The sequence below is a fragment of the Clostridium intestinale DSM 6191 genome (assembly GCF_900130055.1).
Lineage (GTDB): Bacteria > Bacillota > Clostridia > Clostridiales > Clostridiaceae > Clostridium_T > Clostridium_T intestinale.
On the sequence record NZ_FQXU01000005.1, the window covers coordinates 160,663 to 180,811 of the forward strand.

Genomic DNA, 20,149 nt, shown 5'->3' on the forward strand with positions numbered 1-20,149 from the left:
ATAAATATAAAATTAATTGACTACAAAATATATCCTAAAGTAGATTATTCAGAGTTACATAAATTCTAAAAAGCCATTGGTTATTATAATCGGTGACTCAAACGACATATTAGCATTTGATAGGATAACAAAATCATTATTGGTATTATGTGGAGAAAATAGAGGCTTACTATTTTTTAGGGGGAGTGTATAGGTGTTAGAAAATCTAACGTTAATAGATATAGAAAAAGAGTTAAGCAATAAACTTAAAGAGTGTGAGTTAGTAAGTGATTTACGATTAACATATCAAGATTTTTGTATATTAGAAAGAAGTTATAAGGAGATATTAGGACAGTTTAATGATATCAATTTTCTAGTTAGTAGTATTAAATCCTTTGAAGCTACAACAACTACCATTTTAGTATATGAGGCATTATATAAATATAGGAAAAGCTTTTGGGATAATATAATTGGACTATTAAATATTGAGGGTAAGGATATAAACTTTGTTAAAGATACCTTTGTTAGTGTTTTTAATTTTACCATAAGAAAATATAAATTAAAAACATTTAAACATGTTGGTGGTTATAAAAATATAACGCCGATGATTTGTCATAGTGGAGTACCGAATTCAAGTTTGAGTACGCTTTTTGCAATTGCTACAGAGTTTATAGACATAAAAGATATTGGACCAGAAGAAATTATAGAAAATATCAAATATTTTATTAGATATAAGGTTGATAAAACTATATATAGATTTATTACTAATAATGAGGATAGAGCGAAAGAATTTATATATGATCTACAAGTATTAGTAAAAGAAGCAGAGGAAAATGATTATTCCTATGAAGATCTAACAGTTAAGTTTAATAGTCTTGAGGATAGGATTATAAATGAATATGTTAAATATAGAACTTCAAATGAATATTTAGGAATTAAAAATAATAAAAAGAAAAATTATATTATTCAACCAAGAATAACTTTAGATAGTGTTAGTAGTGGGCTAATTATAATTTTACCATCTAATATTGTTAAAAATAGCTTTTTAGATTTTGTAGAATGGCATATAACAACAGACAAAAGTTCAGATATTATAAAGTGTATCTTATACGAAAAGGGTGGACAATGTATTAGTGAAAATAAAAGAGTAAAAGTATCGGCTAGTACAAACTATAAAATAAAGCTTATCTATGAAGATGAAGTCCTTAATGAATGGCAATTTAGTGGTTTTGAAGATGTTGGACCCTTTATATTATTTGACCATAAAGGGAATTTATTAAAATCTACTAATGTAAAGGATCAAAATATTTATATTTTAATGAAAAATACTTGTAAATTAAATGCTATAAATATAGATAAAAGAGAATTCGATATTAATGAAAAAGGGTATATAGGTTATATAGGACAGGAGATTAAGTTTAAAGAAAAGATTCAACAAGTAGAATTAATTACAGAAAATGATGATGTATTTAAAATAGAGTATAGAGATAAAAATAATATAGTATTATTTGGTAAAAGTGAAGTGTTTAACGATAATTATTCTGAAAATAGCACACCGATATATTCTGAAAAGTCACCTATTATTAAAATTGATAATGCAATAACCTTAGATAATACGAATTATGTAGCTGTTAGGAATATCAAAAATGATGTAGATATAAAGATACCAGTAGAGTATGAGATAAGCAATGGAGATGCACTAGTTTCACTTGATGCTATTGATTGTTTTAAAGCAAAAAAATATGGTGAGTATGATGTTAGGTTTTATGCCGGTAATAAGCTTGTCAAAATACTTCCATTTAAATTTATACCTAAAATTGAAATTAGTAATGACTACAAATCTGAATATCCATTAGAAAAAGGAAAATATAAAAGTCAAACTATTAAAATCATCTGTGATAAATCTATTATTATAAATCTAGATAATACAGACTTTGAGGTTAAAGATGACATTTTACATAGGTACTATAGTTTTAGTTACTATGGTGTAGATCATTTTATAAATGGGAATTTAGAAATAAAAATAAATAATCACTTCTTAAAGTTTAGTATAAAATCTAAAAGTAGAAGTATTTGCTATTCCATACTTAATGAAGGTGAGGATTTAGATAATATAAGTTTTTCTAAAGAACCATTAATGGTATATAAAAAAGAACTTAAAACTAGTAGCAAATTGATAGCTTTAAGCTTTATGGATAGGTCTATTAATAGCTTTAAAGTTGATGTTTTATTAGTTGATTTTAAAGATAATATACTTCAATCAATGAAAATCGAGGCTATAAACAATAAGTGTATATTTATACCATTAAATAAATTTTATGATACTATTAATTCAAGTTCTTCAACTAAATTTGTAATTAAAATAATAGTTAAAAATGATTATGATAAAGTTATAAGTGAGTTTATACCTTGCGTTATAAAGGAAGAGGTAGTGATTTCTAAAGTTAGATATGAGGAACTGGATAGTGGAGATATTGCTTTAAGCTGGATTTCAGAAGGTATAAAGTTAGATAATGAACTAGCTTTAAAAATGTACAATATTTTTAAGCCCTGGGAAGAAGCATTAAGTTTATCAATAGAAAAAGATAGTATAAGGGAAGATGGAAAAAGGGTTACTATGTATCTTAAAAAAGATAGACTATCTCTTAGAAATGATACCATGTACTATTTTAATATAGAAGATGAATCAGATGATTTATTTGCTGAAGAGAAAAAAGAAAAAATTTTAAGTTTTAATAAAGATGGGTTATACAATAGAAACTGTAATTATCAATTAGAGAAAGTAGTTAATATAGAAGTATTGATAAGTAATTTGGTTAAAGCTAAAAGACGAGAAGAGTTAGTGATGGTTTTAAATGATATAAAAACTTATAAGATAACAGAAAAACTTTCGAAATATATCCTAAATTCGATATTCTTTTTACATATGAACTATTCAATCTTATGTGATATTGATGTTGAGGATAGAAAATTGAAAAATAAATGTATTTATGGATTATGTCTAAAGTATATCCGAAGTTATAACTTATATAATGTAATGGAATATTTATTAGAAATAGATAGTTATGATAATATAAAAAATCTTTTAGATAAATTAAAAATTGTTAATATTGACGTAGATATTAATAATGGTATTAGTAAAGGAAAAAGAGAAGTTTTATGGGAATCAGATGAGGAAAGAGCTTTTTTAGTTGAAGCTAGAAGTGGAATAAGTTCTAAAAGTATATTAATTAAAAATATTTGTGATTTAATTGGTGACGATTTAGAAATGAAAATCCTAGGATATAGCCACGAGTGTGATACTTGTAAATATAAAGGTAATAAAGGCTGTATTAGTATGTATATTAAAAGAAGATGTAACAAAAGAATAGTTAATTTATCAGAAGAACTACTAGGAAGTAAAGCTATGTATAGTACTTTGTTTGATAAATATAATACAAATTTTAAAAAAAAAGAATTAGATAGTTTAAATTGGATAAATGATACTGGGGATAATGGCGTTGTAATTAATGGAACAACATATGTAGAAACATTATTTGAATGGGTAGAGTATTACAACAATGAAAACCGCAAAAAGCTATACGATAAAATAATTAATGACATAACAGAGTTAGGTATACTTATTAAGAAACTAACGGATAATTATGAATTTAAAGTATTTAATAAGATGTTACTAAATAGAAAAGAGGATAATAAGACTTCACCTAATACTTTTGCTTATTATTGTGGTGTAACTATATTGATAGCGTCAATGATGAAATACAAAAGATTAGATAGTTTATTGAGTAATAAAGATAGACAACTAATTGTTAAACTATTGATGATATTTAGAAAAGAAATGGAAAAGGTGTATTTAAGAGATTTGTATGTAATAGAATTTTATTTAATTAAAGGAGAAGGGTTATATGTCGATGGATCCAATTAGAAGTACAGAATATATAAATGAAAAATATAAAGAGTATATTAGTTCGATTTTAAGTGTTAAAGATGAGAGGTTAAAAGAAAAGGCTTTTAAGAAAATATCAGAAGGAAATAAATTTATAAAAGGTCCATACTTAGAAATAACACCAGAATTTGAAAAGGGTAGAAGTATAAAAAATCTTATTGAAGATAATATTTTAAGTAAGGATTTTAAATATTTAAATCATGAATTCGATAATGAAAGATTGCTTTATAAGCACCAAGAAGTGGCAATAAATAAAGTGTGTAAAGATAAAAAGAATATTATTGTAGCAACTGGGACAGGTTCAGGTAAAACAGAATGTTTTTTGATTCCAATTATTAATGAATTAATGAAAGAAAATGAAGAGGGAAAATTAAACTCAGGAGTAAGAGCATTGTTGTTATATCCAATGAATGCTCTTGCAAATGATCAAGTTAAAAGAATTAGAAATGCACTGAAGGAGTATGAAGATATAACATTTGGTAGATATACTGGAGAAACTGAGCCAACTTATAATAAAGCATTAGAATCGTATAAAAAGCAGAACAATGGTGAAGCACCAATAATAAACGAGTTAATATGTAGAGAACAAATGAGAGAAAATCCACCTCATATATTATTAACTAATTACGCTATGTTAGAATATTTACTATTAAGACCAGAGGATAATACATTCTTTGATAATAATAATGGTGATACTTGGAGATTTATTGTATTAGATGAGGCGCATACTTATAAAGGTGCTAGTGGTTCTGAAATATCAATGTTACTTAAAAGATTAAAAGAGAGAGTAAATGGATATGAACTTGGTAAGCTACAGTGTATTGCAACATCTGCAACATTAGGTGGAGGAAAAGAGGATTTTCCAAAGGTAGCTGCTTTCGCTTCAGAGTTGTTTAGTGAAAAATTCTATCCAGAAGATATTATAGAATCAAAGAGGCAGAAATTTGGTGAGGTATCAAGTTTATTACAGGATAGGAAATGTGATTTTTATATTGAATTAAAAAATGACTATAATAATTGTTTATATAATAATTTAAAACTTGATAATCTATGTTATAAATATAATATTAAATATTCACCAAATAAAGAAATTTTTCTATATGAACTATTAAAGGATGATAAAAATCTAAGAATAATACAAAATAGGCTTACAGAAGGAACAAAGAATATTAATGAAGTCATTGAATGGGTATTTACAAATGATAATACTGTAAAATCGAAAGATAAAGAAGAGGCTTTAGTATCATTAATAGAACTTGCATGTATAGCAAGAGTAGATGAATCATCAAAAGCGTTATTACCTGCAAGATATCATTTATTTGTTAAATCTTTAGAAGGAATGTATGCTTCATTTTACCCAACCCCTGAAATCTATTTAGAAAGAAGAGAAGAAGTACATATTCAAAACTCTAAGGTTAAAGTATTTGAACTTGCTAACTGTCAAAAGTGTGGTCAAGAATATATAGTTGGTACAATAGATGGAGATTACTTGAAGCATTATAATGGTAATATAACAGATGAGCACACTCCAATAAAATATTTTAAGGTTTTTGCTGATGAAGAAACAGATGAGGAATTAGATGATGATGATTGCTTATTTGTTGAAGCTAAAAATAATAAATTGAAAAATAATAAATTGGAAGATTATATATTATGTTCAGTTTGTGGGAAGATAGAAAAGGTTGGGAAAAAGAACAATAAAAGCTGTTGTAACGTATATGATGATAGGAAATATTTAAAGGTAAAACATGTTGTAAATAAAGGAATATCAATAAATAGCTGTACATCATGTGGTGGAGTATCAAAGGATATTATTAAAAGATTTTTAACAGCAGATACTGCAGCAACTAATGTTATATCAAGAAGTTTATACGAAATGATACCTGGTAATGTCAAGATTACTATCCCAAAGGAAAATGTTGAGGTTACTGAAGATGATTGGTTTTTTGATGATGGAGAAGAATCAGCTGAAACTGAAGAAACTGTTCAAGAGCTTATTAATCCAAGAAAGTTACTTATATTTTCAGATAACAGACAAGAGGCAGCCTTTTTTGCATCTTTCATGAATGATAAATATAATCAAATATTATGGAGAAAAATAATTATTAAGGCTTTAATGGAGTCAAAAGAAGAATATTTAGGACCAGATGAAGTTATAACTAGAATGGTTAGAATTGCATCAGAAAACGATGTGTATGAAGAAAATATTGATAAATCACAAAAAAATAAAATAGCAAGTACATTTTTAATTAAAGAAATAATCTCCATAGAAAGAAATACAGGGTTAGAGGCACTTGGATTAATTAACTTTAGATATGAGATACCAAAATTAAGTAGAGGTTATGATAAGCTAAATTTATCAGCAGACGAATTTAATGCACTTATTTATGTTTTATTAGATAGTTATAGATATCAAAGTGCAATATCTTTCCCAAGCAATATAATACAAACTGATGAAGCGTTTGAACCTAGAAATAGAGAGGTTTTCTTTAGACTTGAGGAAGGTGAATTAGCAAAAGATAAAACAGTATTAGGCCAATTGCCAAAAGATAAATCAGAAAATAAAAGAAGTAGTTTTATAAAGCGTATACTAATTAAAAATGGATTATCTAAAGAAATGGCAAAGGTAGAAGCTAAAGCAATATTAAAGGACTTGTCTACTAAATTAGATGAAATATTTATAAAGAAAGGTATTGTTGATCAAATTGATGTAAAACCGTTTGGCACAGTCAAAAGAATAAATTACAAAAAAATAAACATATCTTTAGGAAGAGAAGAAACGAAGTTATTTATTTGTGATAGGTGTGGTAAAGTTACAAGTAACAATATACTTGATTTATGTCCAGAGTTTAGATGTGAGGGTTCGTTAGTAAGTTATTCTTCTAACCTTTCAAATAAGTATAAATACTATAAAGATTTATATAAAGATTTAGATTTAAAGCCAATGATTGCTAAAGAGCATACTGCACAACTTACGAGCAATACTGCAAGTACCCTACAAAAGAAGTTCGAAGAGGGAAAAATTAATGTATTAAGCTGTTCGACAACTTTTGAAATGGGGGTAGACGTTGGACAACTAGAAGCAATAGTTATGAGAAATGTTCCACCTGAAACTTCAAATTACATTCAACGTGCTGGACGTGCTGGACGTCGTGGCTCTTCAACTGCATTTGTTGTTACTTTTGCTAGAAGAAGAAGTCATGATATTAATTATTATAATAACCCAGAAAAAATTATATCAGGAATTATAAAGGCACCATATTTAGAAACTAAAAATGATAGAATTATAAAGAGACATATGAACTCTATTATATTTGCATATTTCTTTAAGATAAAACCAGATTTGTTTAGAAGAACTTCTTTATTGTTTAATTAGGATGTAGAAGACTTTGGGAGAACTACTTTAAAGGAAATATTGGATAAGTATCCAGAAGAGTTAATGGAAGCTTTAACTAGAGTAGTACCAAAAGAGCTACATGAAAAATTAAAGATAACTAATTGGGGATTCATAGATGAGTTATGTGGAGATGAAGGATATTTTACTAGAGTTGAAAATGAATATAGAAATAACATTAGGCAATTAAAGGATTTGCAAAATGAAAGATTCAAAAAAGGTGATAATACAGATTACATTAATAGAATAATGAATACCTACAGGGATAAGTCAAATATAAACTATCTATCAGATAGAAATATTTTGCCGAAGTATGGTTTTCCGGTTGATGTAGTATCATTAGATATTTTAAACAATGATATTTCAGCAAAAGAAATTGAAATTTCAAGAGACTTAAAAATGGCTATTTCAGAATTTGCACCTGGATCTTCAGTAGTTGCTAATGGTAAAGTTTGGACATCCTATTCAATTAATCAGGAAAGTAATAAAGGATGGCCAACCTTTGATTATGCTATATGTGATAAATGTAAAAAAATTCACACCCATGTTAGTGATATATCATCAAAAAAAGCTGACAGTAAAATAGAATCGTTTTGTGAATGTGGTGAAGAATTAAAAATTAGAAAGTTTATAAAGCCAGAGTTTGGATTTTCAACAAATGTTGATACTCCAAAGGCTACTGGAGACAATAAACCGAAAAAGTATTATGCTAGTAGAGTAACATTTGAAGATTTTGAAAAGCTTGATATTTATCAAGAAAAGGAAGTTATTCAGGATACCATATATATATATGGATATGAAGTTAGTTATAAGTATGCACCAATGGGTAGGTTATTACTTGTAAATTCTGCATTTAACAATATGGGATTCAGGGTATGTAAGTATTGTGGCTATGCAACAGCTGATATGCCAAATAAAGAAAATAAATTTAAGCACAAAAATAAGTTTGGAAATGCATGTCCAAGTGAATACGCGTATAACGTTGATTTAGGTCACCAATTTAATACAGATGTATTGAAAATAGATTTACCTATTTTGGGAGATTCAAATGATATACTGTGGTATAGCCTCTTATATGCAATAATAGAAGGCGCTTGCGATGAATTTGATATAGTTAGAAATGATATAAATGGATGCTTATATTACAATAATTTAACTGTTTCAAAACCATCATTAATAATATTTGACGAAGCAGCAGGTGGAGCAGGACACGTTAGAAAGATTTCTACGAACTTAAAAAATGTCTTAGAAAAAGCATATAAAAGAGTATCTAATTGTGACTGTGGCGAAGAAACAAGTTGTTATGGCTGCTTAAGAAATTACAATAACCAAATATTCCATGAAAAGCTACAACGTGGCGTAGTCAAAGATTATCTACAAAAATTAATTAAATAAGTTTGATTAAGTAGTAATCAAGGTTACAACCATTGATATGATCAATAGGGTAGCAAGAGCTACTCTTTGAGTCCCTCAAGCACACCAGAGCACGGAGAAGGTTATTAAAGTTAAGATATATTTTAGGGGCTACGTTTCACCTCCACCATAAAACCCACGAAAATCTAAAATTTAGATTTTCGTGGGTCTTTTATTTTATAGAAATAAATTCATTTTAAAAATCAAGAGAATTGTTTTAGATATATAGATGAAGAAAGATCTTTATGCGTATGTAAAAGTGTTGTTAGTCATTAGTAATTTTGCCTGTATACAAATAAAAAAATTAAATTATTTAATAAATAGAATAGTAATTGTGAATAATAAGTTAGTAAATATAAATTAAAAAAGGAGATGTATTATGAAAAAGAAAATTAGTAAACTTATAGCTTTATCAATAATGGTATTATTATTTAATATTATTGGGGAAAATAGTTACGCTTATGCACAAGTTACATATTTAGCTCAGGAACAACAAAATAATTCAAAGGATATTGTTGATATTGCTACTGGAGACAAAAGGTTTAAAACTTTAGTGACTGCTTTAAAGGCTGCAGGATTGGTTGATACCCTTAAAGGGCAAGGGCCATTTACAGTATTTGCACCTACAGATGATGCGTTTGCAAAGCTTCCAAACAACACAGTAAGCGATCTTTTAAAACCAGAAAACAAGGAAACTCTCGTAAAGATTTTAACTTATCATGTTGCACCTCAAAAGCTTACTGCAGCAGAAGTATTAAAGTTAAATGGTAAAGAGTTAAAAATGGCAAATGGGGAAAACGCTAAAATAGAAGTGAAAAATAATGAAGTATATATTGATGGGGCTAAGGTTGTAGTTACTGATATTATGGCTAAAAATGGAGTAATACATGTAATAGATACAGTTATGATGCCATAGATAAAGAATAATAGTTGCGTATATTTATTGAGAATTTTCTGTATTAAAAGAAGCTATTAGAGCTTGATAATAAGTCTAGATATATTATTGTATATTTTATGGGTGGGTTTTAAAGGTCATGTTTCGCCTCCACCATAAAATCCACGACCATTTGTATGTGCCTTAAATAGCTATATACAGATGATCGTGGATTTTTATTCTTACTTGCGGCTTAATCATATACATTTCATAAAAGGTGATATAATCTATAAATTAATCAATATCAGAATTTATTTTTTTCTTCAGAAATCGTGTGGAGGATTCTTTTTAGAACGATAACTGTTTCTTCTTCCTCTTTCTTAGATAAGTTTTTGGAAAAAATAGCTACTAATTCTAAAAAGGTTGCATCTATTTTAGGTATAACCTTTTTTCCTTTCTCTGTTAAATATAGCCTATAAATACGCTTATCATTTTCATCTTGAATTCTTTTTACATAATCATTTTCCATTAGATTTTTTACAGCTTTTGCAGTAGTTGATTTACCCACATACAGAAACTCACTTAACTCTTTCTGACTTATACCTTCATTTTTTGAAATAACATATAAAAAGTCATGTTGACCACTTCTAATATTTAAATCCATAAGCTTTGAATTTATTATGCTCTGAGCATTTCTATAAATTGCTGCATTAAGTTTACTAATGTTCTCCATATTTACGTATCTCCTTTACATTAGTTTCCTATAAACCCATCTTAAATTATATAGATAAATAATTATGTTTTCAATGATTTACTAAGGTATATATGTTTTGAGATTTTGTGTTACATACAAATCATGAGGTAAAATACTACTTTTGTACTGGTGATTGAAGTTTTCTTTTTCTACCAATAATGAAATAGAGAATAAATGCTATAACAGCTGACCCACTTGCCCAAAGATACATTTGAGCATATCCAACGTGTGATGAAACTACTCCTAAAATTACTGCACCTAATCCTACACCGCAATCAAATGCAGTGAAAAATGTAGCATTAGCAGCACCTAAACGTGAAGCTGGAACACCAGTCATTGCCATTGTCTGTAAACTAGATTGAGTTGCTCCAAAGCCTATTCCGTAAATAAATGCAGCGATTAAAAACATGCTGATATTTGAAGCCTCAGATAACAATGCCATAGATATAATTACACATATAAAACCTGGAATAATTGCATAGTCAAATCCTAATTTATCTATTATTTTACCGAATATTGGTCTAGAAATAAATAAGGATATGGCATAGACTGTAAAGAAAACTCCAATGTTCTCTATGCCTTTTTGTGAAGCATAAAGAGGTAGGAAACTGGTTAATGCACCATAAGTTATTGTTATAAAAAATACTATAATAGAAGGGTTTATAGATACTTTTTCATACAAGGAAGCCTTTGTTTTAGTTTGCTCTTTATTCTCAATTTTTTTGTATTCTAATTTAAAGGCAACAATGCCACCAAGTACGGCTAGTAGAGTAGATAATAAAAATAGAAATTGAAAGCTATATTTTGATATTACAAATAGTCCAATTGTAGGGGCTACTGCCATGGCTAAGCTACTTGTCAAACTAAAATATCCCATTCCTTCGCCAAAACGATCCTTTGGTATATTATCTGAAGCAATTGTATTAGAAGCTGTACTTGCTGCACCCCAGCCAAAGCCATGGATAAAACGTATCATAATAATTGCACTAATAAATGGAACTAGTGAATAAGAAAATACTGATATAATAAATATAAATAATCCAACTAAAAACACCTTTTGTCGACCTAATTTATCAAGAAGCAATCCCGAGATTGGCCTAATTATTACTGAAGATACTACAAATGCTCCAGTTACTAATCCAATAACAGAGTTTGTTCCTCCAAGGTTTTTAGCATACATCGGAAGTGTAGGTAATAACATTTGAAATCCGAAAAATATTAATAAGTTTATAGCGTTGATAATTACGAAGTTTTTTGTCCAAAGAACCTTATCTTTGTGTATGTTTTTTTTCATGAATATTCTCTCCTTTACAACATTAGTTTCCTTTGCAACTAATTTGTTAGCGGATTCAATAAAATGAAATGTAAGTTCTAAACATGATATTTTGACTATGACTATAGTATCAATTATTTTGATTATAATCATGTAATTGCACAAAGGTAAATCCAAGTGTAAAACAACAGTATATAGAGATATTTTTTTGTAGAAAAATTTATTTTAATGATATAATAACTTATTGGTGCATTTAGCACATATAAGGAGAGAATGATGGTAAAGAGAAAAATATCAGAAATATACAACAATGAATTAACCACAAAAAAGAACTTATTAGAAGCTATAAATGTTGTGAAGGCTTCAAAGAATACATTAAATGATGAAGATATGCAAAGCTTGTATAATGAAATTTATAACAGTATTGATGAAATGAAGGACAAAGTAAAAGCTAATACAATACTTTATCTGAAAAATCATCTAAAAAGTATCTTGGGTAAATATGTGAAAGACAAAGAAGAAAATAAAACAAGTCATTTTATTGAATTTTTTAAAAAAGCATATCCTCCAAAATCAAGAAGAAAAGATTTTACTTGGGTTCTAATAGATATTAATAAAATATCTTATGAACAAATTTGGCATACCTTAACTTATATAAACAATTTGAATTTAAAGGGAAAGAAATTCACAAGCGAAGAAAAAGACGATATTATACCTATGATAGATAAGTTATTAAGCTCTGGTGATAGTAAATATATCAATCAAATAAAGAGTTTTTCAAGCCTTCAAAGTGAGCTTAATATCAAAATAGTGCTTGTAGAAAATGAAGATAACCTATTAAAGACAAAGAGAATTAAATAATTCTTTGATTTGGTAAAGTTGAAAAATTATTAACTGTAAGGCAAAGATTAATTAAAAAATAGGGGTGAAGTAACAAGAGGATATATTATAGTAGATTATAGTGTATTTTAAAGGGTTATGTTTCGCCTCCAACATTAAATCCAAGGCATATATGTCGTGGATTTTTTTAGGTTTAAGTTATTATAAGTAGGTACTAAAATTAAAGAATTTAAAACTTGATATATATTATATTTATTGAAACAATTTACTTTTTGAGGTATTATTTGAAGTGATGGCATTTATATTAATGGTTTATGATAACGATTAGAATATAATTTGCCTATACAAAAATTAAGCATATAAAAATATGTATAAAAGAAGGGATTGAGTATTATGGATTATGTTGTTTTGCAAGTTGTACTAAAAGAAAAATTTATTGGGACAGGCTCTGGAAATTTGACAGAATTAGAAAAAGTGATAAACACACAAGCTAGTAAAGGTTATAGATTACATACTATTACTACTGCTTCAGCTGGTAGCAAAGGTTTGATGGGTGGAGATAGAATTCAAGCTACATTAGTTTTTGAAAAATTATAATAAATCAAAGAACTTAATTAATAATTGTGGTTAAGTATGAATAGTGGATTTATTTAAATATAATCCACCACTACCACATGGAGCCTAGGCAGAGATGTCTAGGTTATTTCATTTTATTTTTACAAACCTTTTATTAAAATCTAAACTACTTTCTAGAAACTAATTTGAATAGCAAAATGTGCTCTTTGAGACCAAAAGCACCACTTGGCACAGGCAAGGTTTATTAAAGTTAAGTTATATTTTCTAAAATACTTAAGAATTTTTAAGATTTGGTTTATGAAAAACTTAAGATAGTTCTTATAAAATAGTATTATGAGGTAATAAGTATAAAAGAATAAAAATTTATAAGTGGAAGTATGTTTGCAATGGAATATACACAAAGGACTAGAATATAAGGAGTTATAAAAATGAATGATTTAAGGAATATTGTAGGATTGACTAATGAACAAGTAGAAATACAAAAAAGATCAGGATTAAGTAATACAGCAGTAAAACCCCTATCAAAAACTAAATTACAGATAATTATATCAAATGTATTTACTTATTTTAATTTAGTTTTTGCAATCATTACAATATTGCTGATATCAGTAAAATCTTATAGAGATTTAACTTTTTTACCGATTATTATTGCTAATATTTTAATTGGAATTATACAAGAATTAAGAGCAAAAAAAGTTTTAGATAAACTTACTATGATAAATACACCATGTTCTTTAGCGATTCGTAATGGGAAAAGAGTGAAAATTCCAGTTCACGAACTTGTTAAAGATGATATTGTGATATTTAAAGCAGGTAATCAAATATCTGCAGATTGTATAATAATAAAAGGAGATGTAACAGTTAATGAAGCCTTACTTACGGGAGAAGCAGACGAAGTACATAAATATGAAGGTGATACCTTAATGTCTGGAAGTTTTGTTGTATCTGGACAATGTTATGCTAGACTAGAAAAAGTAGGGGAAGAGTCTTATATATCACAACTAACATTAGAAGCAAAAGCATCAAAAAAGGAAGAACAATCCAAAATAATAAGATCTTTAAATAAGATTGTAAAAATAGTAGGAATTATTATAATACCAATAGGTATAACTTTATTTTATCAACAATACATAGTTCAAGGAGAAAGTGCAAAAATAAGCATTCAAGCAATGGTTGCAGCAATAATAGGAATGATTCCAGAAGGATTGTTTTTATTGGCAAGTGTAACATTAGCAATAAGTGCAATGAAACTTGCAAAAGGAAAAGTTCTTCTTCATGATATGAAATCAATTGAAACATTGGCAAGGGTTGATACCTTATGTGTTGATAAAACAGGAACCATAACAGATGGTACAATGAAAGTAATTGATATGTACTTATTAAATAAAAAGATGATTTAATAAAAATAAAAGATTTAATCGGTGATTTTTCATATGCGCAGAGTGCTGATAATATAACAATGAAAGCAATAAAGGAGTATTTTACAAAATCAACTGGAAGAAAAGCAAAATCAATATCAGGTTTTTCATCAGAATTTAAATATAGTGGGGTTGAATTTGAGGAGGAATCTGTAATATTAGGAGCTCCAGAGATGGTTTTAAAAAACATATACAATGAATATGAAGATAAAATAGAGGAATATAGCAATCAAGGGTATCGTGTATTAGTATTTGGAAAATATGAAGGAATACCAAACGGAAAAGAATTAACAGGAAAAGTTATTCCTTATTGTTTAATTATACTATCTAATCCAATTAGAGAAAATACTCCAGAAACTTTTAAATATTTCTATGAGCAAGGTGTAGATATAAAAGTTATTTCAGGAGATAATCCTATTACGGTTTCAAAAATCGCAAAACAAGCAAAAATTGAAAATGCAGATGATTACATAGATTGCTCACGTTTATCAGATGACAAGGCAATAGAAAATGCAGCCAATGAATATACGGTATTTGGAAGAGTGACACCAGAACAAAAAAGAAAATTAATAAGAGCATTAAAAAAACAAGGAAAGACTGTGGCAATGACAGGAGATGGAGTAAATGACATTTTAGCTTTAAAAGAAGCTGATTGTTCAATAGCAATGGCTTCTGGAAGTGAAGCAGCAGTGCAAGCATCTCAACTTGTATTATTAGAATCAGATTTTTCTAAGATGCCTAATATCGTAAAAGAAGGAAGGCGAGTAGTTAACAACTTGGAAAGATCAGGTAGTTTATTTTTAGTAAAAAATATATTTTCTATTTTAACAGCAATACTAGCAATTTCTTTTAGAATGAGATATCCATTAACACCATCACAAATTTCACTTATTAGTATGTTTACAATAGGGATTCCAGCATTTTTATTATCACAAATACCAAACACAGATATAATAAAAGGAAATTTTGCAAAAAATATTATATTAAAAGCACTTCCAGGGGGATTAACAGATACAATAATCGTAGCTATTATGGTGACTGTTGGAATATATTTTGATGCAAGTGTATCAGATACTTCAACAGCATCAACAATATTACTAGCAATAGTAGGACTAATGGTCTTATATAATATTAGCAAACCAATGAATAATTATAAATTTGCAATATGGATAGCTTGCACTTTAGGATTGATTTTGAGCATGATATTTTTTAAAGATTTATTTGCTCTAACAAAAAGTATGGCTATACAAGCAGTTTTATTATGTATAAATTTTTCAATTATGACAGAACCAATTTTGCGATATATAACCAAAATGATCAATTGGATAAATTTACTTTTAGAACGACATAGTAAGGAAAGATTTAATAATTAAACAAAAAAGATTATATAAATTTTAGAGAAGATGTTAAAAATATTTTTTCTATTGCAGTTAATTGAAGAGTTTGGAGTAAGTGATACTGAAGAGGTTATACCAAATGAAGAGATATATATGAATCCTTATACAATGATAAATCTCAAAGCTTTTATATTTATGTAGATAATAAAAAAGTTGGTGGTGTTGTTTTGAATATAGATACTAAAATACATCATAATAGTTTGGATTTATTGTATATTTATCCAGATTGTCATAGTAAAGGACTTGGATATAATGTATGGAAGAAGACTGAATAAAAGTACTCAGAAACAGAAGTTTGGTAAACTATTAAACCTTATTTTGAAAAGTGAAATATAAATTTTTATATAAATAAATGTGAATTTCATATTGTTGAATTTTTAATAAACAGCATAAAGATAAAATGGCAAACATTGTTGAAAAACATTCAATACTCATGCTAATGTGTATATTAAGGAATAATCTACTAGAGTTTTATAATCAATACGGTAGTGAGTATTTTGGAAGTGGCTGACACCAACAAAATTAAAAAAATTGATTATTTTGCCATAGAAGAAGTGCAACTAGCTAATGGTCAAATTTTCTTCTTGTGTCTAAGCAAACCAAAAATAAGGGAGTTATTGGAGTGTGAATAAATTCAATAACTCCCTTTAAAATTGTTATCATTATTTTGTTGTGCTAATGCAACATCAGAAACATTTCGCTACTCTTAATTTATTCTTTTTAACATTATATTTACATGTTTACACATTATGTTAAAATATAAGTATGCTAAAAGGGAATTAAGGTGGGGGATTTTATGAAAAAGGTATTTAAGAAAATTCTTATTTTTTTTCTGATTATTTGGATTATGCCAATGGGATTAGTAAAGGCTAAATCAGAAGTTTTAAATGATACAACTTTAAATAAGAACTTAGATGTTAACAAAGACTTGGTAGTTGATATTAAAGATTTAGCACAGGTATCTATAAATTATAACATTAATAGCAAAATGCCTGGATGGCAAGAAAAATATGATTTTAACGGTGATGGTATTATTGATATATATGATCTTACTATGGTGTCTAGATTTATAAATAGTACAATTGTAATAAGTAGTAATGTAATCAAGACTGTTGAACAAGGGAAAGCATACTCATTACCTCAAACTATTAGTGCCAATATGGGTAATAACTATTATGTAGATTTGTTAGTTAAATGGAACTCAACAGCAGTTAATACTTCAAAGGTTGGACAATATAATTATACAGGTACAGTATTAGACTATAACAAGTCGATAACATTAACTTTAAACGTTGAACCACCTAATAACGCTAATATAAATAATTATGGGTTTGCAACATTTGATGGCACATGTGTATATTATGGAAATCCGATAAATGAAGGAAAATTATCAAAGGCAAAAATCGACGGTAGTAGTGTTACAAAGATAAACGATGATCAAGCGCTATTTATAAATGTTCAAGAGAATTATATTTATTATTGCAATCTGTCAGATAATAATAGTGTATATAAAGTTAATAAAGATGGAACAGGAAGAACAAAACTAACGACAGAGCCTGCTACTTATCTAAGGGTGTATAATAATTCAATCTATTACCAGAATATTAATGATAATTATAGTTTATATAGAATGGATTTAATAGGAAGCAATAAGGCTAAAGTAACTGAAGATATACCAATTTATATTAATTTATATGAAAAATATATGTACTATAGTAATCTTTCAGATTACGGGGAGATTACTAAAGTGAATTTAGATAATAAATCTAAGATCGCCCTTAATTCAGCGCAGTCATTATATATTAGCGTGTTAGGAAATTATATTTTTTATCAAGATTATAATGATAAGTTTATCTATAGAATGAATACAGACGGTACAAATATAACACTTCTAAGAGCAGTTAATGGCATAGAATTGAATGCAATAAATGACTGGGTGTACTATATAAATGAAAGTGATGGAAATACTCTACATAGGGTTAAAGATGATGGCAGTATTGATGAAAAACTTAATAATTTTCCTATTACTGATATTAATATAACTGGTAATAGAGTATTTTTATATGATGAAAATGGTTATTTGTATAGTAGTAAGCTAGATGGAACAGATTTGAAGCTTTTTGGTATATGTAGGACTATCTTAAATATCGATGATCAGAATATACAAGTTGGACAAGGTGATTATTGTGAACTACCTCAGTATTTTCTGGCTAGGATGACAGATGGCTCAAAGTTAATGCTACCAGTTCTTTGGAATTCTTATGATATTGACACCAGTAAAAAAGCAACTTATGCATATAAAGGAGTAGTTCAAGGATATAACAAAGAGATTAATTTATCAGTTCAAATTGTGGAAAGAGGAAATAGTAACGGAAATAGTGTTTATGAAGGTTTGGTTATAGAAAAAAATGGATGGGAATATTTTTCTGATATAGGTGATGGAAAGCTTTATAAAATTAAATCTGATGAAACATGTAAAATTAAACTTAGTGATGATCAAGTGAAAAATATTAATGTAATAGGAGATTGGGTTTACTATAGAAATGTTTCTGATAACGATAAGCTTTATAAAGTTAAGAGCGATGGGTCTTTAAGAACATTAGTATGTAGTGATTCTATGGAAAATTTAAGTATCGTAGGAGATTGGGTTTTTTATTCAAATACCACTGATAATCATTTTTTATATAAAGTCAAAACTGATGGAACAAATAGAACTAAACTAAGTGAAGAATATGTTAGCAATGTAAACGTGATGGGCAACTGGATTTATTATTTAAGTGTTACGGATAGAAGTAAGATATACAAAATAAATAAAGATGGTTACGAAAGGACTAGGCTAACAAATCATGAAAGTTATAGTCTAATTGTTTCAGGGAATAATTTGTTTGCTAAATATTCCTCAGGTATTTTAAAGATGAATACAGATGGCTCTAATCAAGAGGAGATATCAGCTGATTCATATATTTTAAATTATAATGTATCAGGAGATAAAATTTACTATTATGATAGTATAGATTATAAGCTTAGAGTAATGAATACTGACGGAAGTGGAAGAAAGGTCTTAAGTCAAGACAAGTTAGCAGATGGTACATTCAGCCTAAATAATATACAAATAAATGGTGAGTGGATTTACTATAAAAATATTTCAGGGCATTCGAAAATGTATAAAGTAAAAAATGATGGATCAGGAAGACAAAGATTCGGTGTGGATATGACTATAAAAAATATTGAGCAATTTAGTGTTAGCGTTAAATTAGGAGAAACGTATAATCTTCCATCCACAATTATTGCTACAATTTCTAGTGATGAAAAGATTTATGTACCTGTTAAATGGAACATAGAGAAAGTTGATACTTTTAAACTAGGAAGCAGTACTTATGAAGGAACAGTAAATGGATATAGTGGTAATGTAAAATTAACTGTTATTGTTGTAGATAAAGAAGTTGCAGGCAATATACCAAATCAAGATTTCGTTGCACAATCTGGTGAGTGGACTATTATCAATAACTTTAAGATGAAAGAAGATGGTACTGAAAAAGGATACTTTATTAACGACTGGGTTAACAATCCAAATGTGGTTGGAGATTGGGTGTATTATTCTAATGGATATCTTAATAAGGTTAAGATTGATGGGACAGGTTTAACAGAGATATGTGACGATAGTGCGGTTATGATTAGTGTATTGGGTGATTGGATTTACTATATAAATAATAGTGATGATGGGAAACTTTACAAGATAAGGCTTTGTGGACTTGATAAGTCAAAAGTTACAGATGATAAAGTTGATAATACTATAGTTGCAGCTGATGGGTGGATATATTATGAAAACAAAATTGATCCTCATAATTTAAACAAAGGTGCATTTTACAAAATAAAAACAGATGGTACAAATAGAATGAAATTATCAGATGATACTCCAAGCTATATTAATATAGTTGGAGACTGGATTTATTTTCAATCGAGTTATTCCACAATAAGTAAAATGAAAACAGATGGTTCTTCTAAAACCGTTTTAAGTAATGTAACTCAGCCGAGTAGCATGAAAGTAGTTGGAGACTGGATATATTTAGATAACAACTATAAATTAAGTAAAATAAAAATTGATGGTACGAGTCCAAGTCGAATATGCGATATGCAAGCGGTTCATATAAATGTTTTAAATGATTGGATTTATTTTTACGCAACTGATGGAAAATATCATCGAATTAGATTTGATGGTTCTGATAATCAGATTGTATATGATCCTTTTTATAAATAGAAAAAATGGTTATTTAAACTCTTTAAG

General features: G+C 27.8%; 12 protein-coding genes. 10 read left to right on the top strand and 2 right to left on the bottom strand.

Translation table 11 applies throughout. From position 1 onward, the window contains the following. Positions 1–193: 193 nt before the first annotated feature. The 4 genes from BUA92_RS07345 to BUA92_RS07360 all read left to right on the top strand — a co-directional run bounded on the left by BUA92_RS07345 (position 194) and on the right by BUA92_RS07360 (position 9,648). On the top strand, positions 194–3,904 hold the full coding sequence (locus tag BUA92_RS07345; protein WP_073018305.1) for a hypothetical protein: 3,711 nt from the start codon (positions 194–196) through the stop codon (positions 3,902–3,904). Further along, the gene (locus BUA92_RS07350) at positions 3,885–7,301 is read left to right on the top strand and encodes a DEAD/DEAH box helicase (protein WP_073018307.1); all 3,417 of its coding nucleotides are present in this window, start codon (positions 3,885–3,887) and stop codon (positions 7,299–7,301) included. The genes BUA92_RS07345 and BUA92_RS07350 overlap by 20 nt, the downstream gene beginning before the upstream one ends. Before the next feature lie 39 nt (positions 7,302–7,340). Further along, positions 7,341–8,714, top strand: coding sequence for a DUF1998 domain-containing protein (locus BUA92_RS07355; RefSeq protein WP_073018309.1), 1,374 nt, complete (start codon positions 7,341–7,343; stop codon positions 8,712–8,714). A 397-nt stretch (positions 8,715–9,111) separates the two neighbouring features. Further along, a complete protein-coding gene (locus BUA92_RS07360; protein WP_073018311.1) occupies positions 9,112–9,648 on the top strand; it encodes a fasciclin domain-containing protein in 537 nt (178 codons plus the stop codon). Positions 9,649–9,910: 262 nt separating this feature from the next. Here BUA92_RS07360 and BUA92_RS07365 read toward each other — a convergent pair whose 3' ends face one another. Both BUA92_RS07365 and BUA92_RS07370 read right to left on the bottom strand, forming a co-directional pair. Further along, the gene (locus BUA92_RS07365; RefSeq protein WP_073018313.1) at positions 9,911–10,339 is read right to left on the bottom strand and encodes a MarR family winged helix-turn-helix transcriptional regulator; all 429 of its coding nucleotides are present in this window, start codon (positions 10,337–10,339) and stop codon (positions 9,911–9,913) included. Positions 10,340–10,475: 136 nt separating this feature from the next. Beyond that, entirely contained in the window at positions 10,476–11,810 is a 1,335-nt protein-coding gene (locus BUA92_RS07370) for an MFS transporter (protein ID WP_341411843.1), read from the bottom strand. Between the two features lie 99 nt (positions 11,811–11,909). Between BUA92_RS07370 and BUA92_RS07375 the strand changes: the two genes are divergently transcribed. The 6 genes from BUA92_RS07375 (at position 11,910) to BUA92_RS07395 (ending at position 20,122) form a co-directional block, all read left to right on the top strand. Then, positions 11,910–12,494: a hypothetical protein gene (locus BUA92_RS07375; RefSeq protein WP_242950099.1), complete on the top strand. Its 585-nt coding sequence runs from the start codon at positions 11,910–11,912 to the stop codon at positions 12,492–12,494. A 372-nt stretch (positions 12,495–12,866) separates the two neighbouring features. Beyond that, a complete protein-coding gene (locus BUA92_RS07380; protein WP_021800698.1) occupies positions 12,867–13,070 on the top strand; it encodes a DUF4177 domain-containing protein in 204 nt (67 codons plus the stop codon). A 407-nt stretch (positions 13,071–13,477) separates the two neighbouring features. Then, the gene (locus BUA92_RS23575; protein WP_242950101.1) at positions 13,478–14,449 is read left to right on the top strand and encodes an HAD-IC family P-type ATPase; all 972 of its coding nucleotides are present in this window, start codon (positions 13,478–13,480) and stop codon (positions 14,447–14,449) included. Positions 14,450–14,508: 59 nt separating this feature from the next. After that, a complete protein-coding gene (locus BUA92_RS23580; RefSeq protein ID WP_242950103.1) occupies positions 14,509–15,840 on the top strand; it encodes an HAD-IC family P-type ATPase in 1,332 nt (443 codons plus the stop codon). Positions 15,841–15,995: 155 nt separating this feature from the next. After that, entirely contained in the window at positions 15,996–16,139 is a 144-nt protein-coding gene (locus tag BUA92_RS23840) for a hypothetical protein (protein ID WP_341412121.1), read from the top strand. Between the two features lie 521 nt (positions 16,140–16,660). Then, positions 16,661–20,122 carry a DUF5050 domain-containing protein gene (locus BUA92_RS07395; protein WP_073018319.1) on the top strand — a complete coding sequence of 1,154 codons (3,462 nt, stop codon included), beginning with the start codon at positions 16,661–16,663 and terminating at the stop codon, positions 20,120–20,122. Positions 20,123–20,149 lie beyond the last annotated feature (27 nt).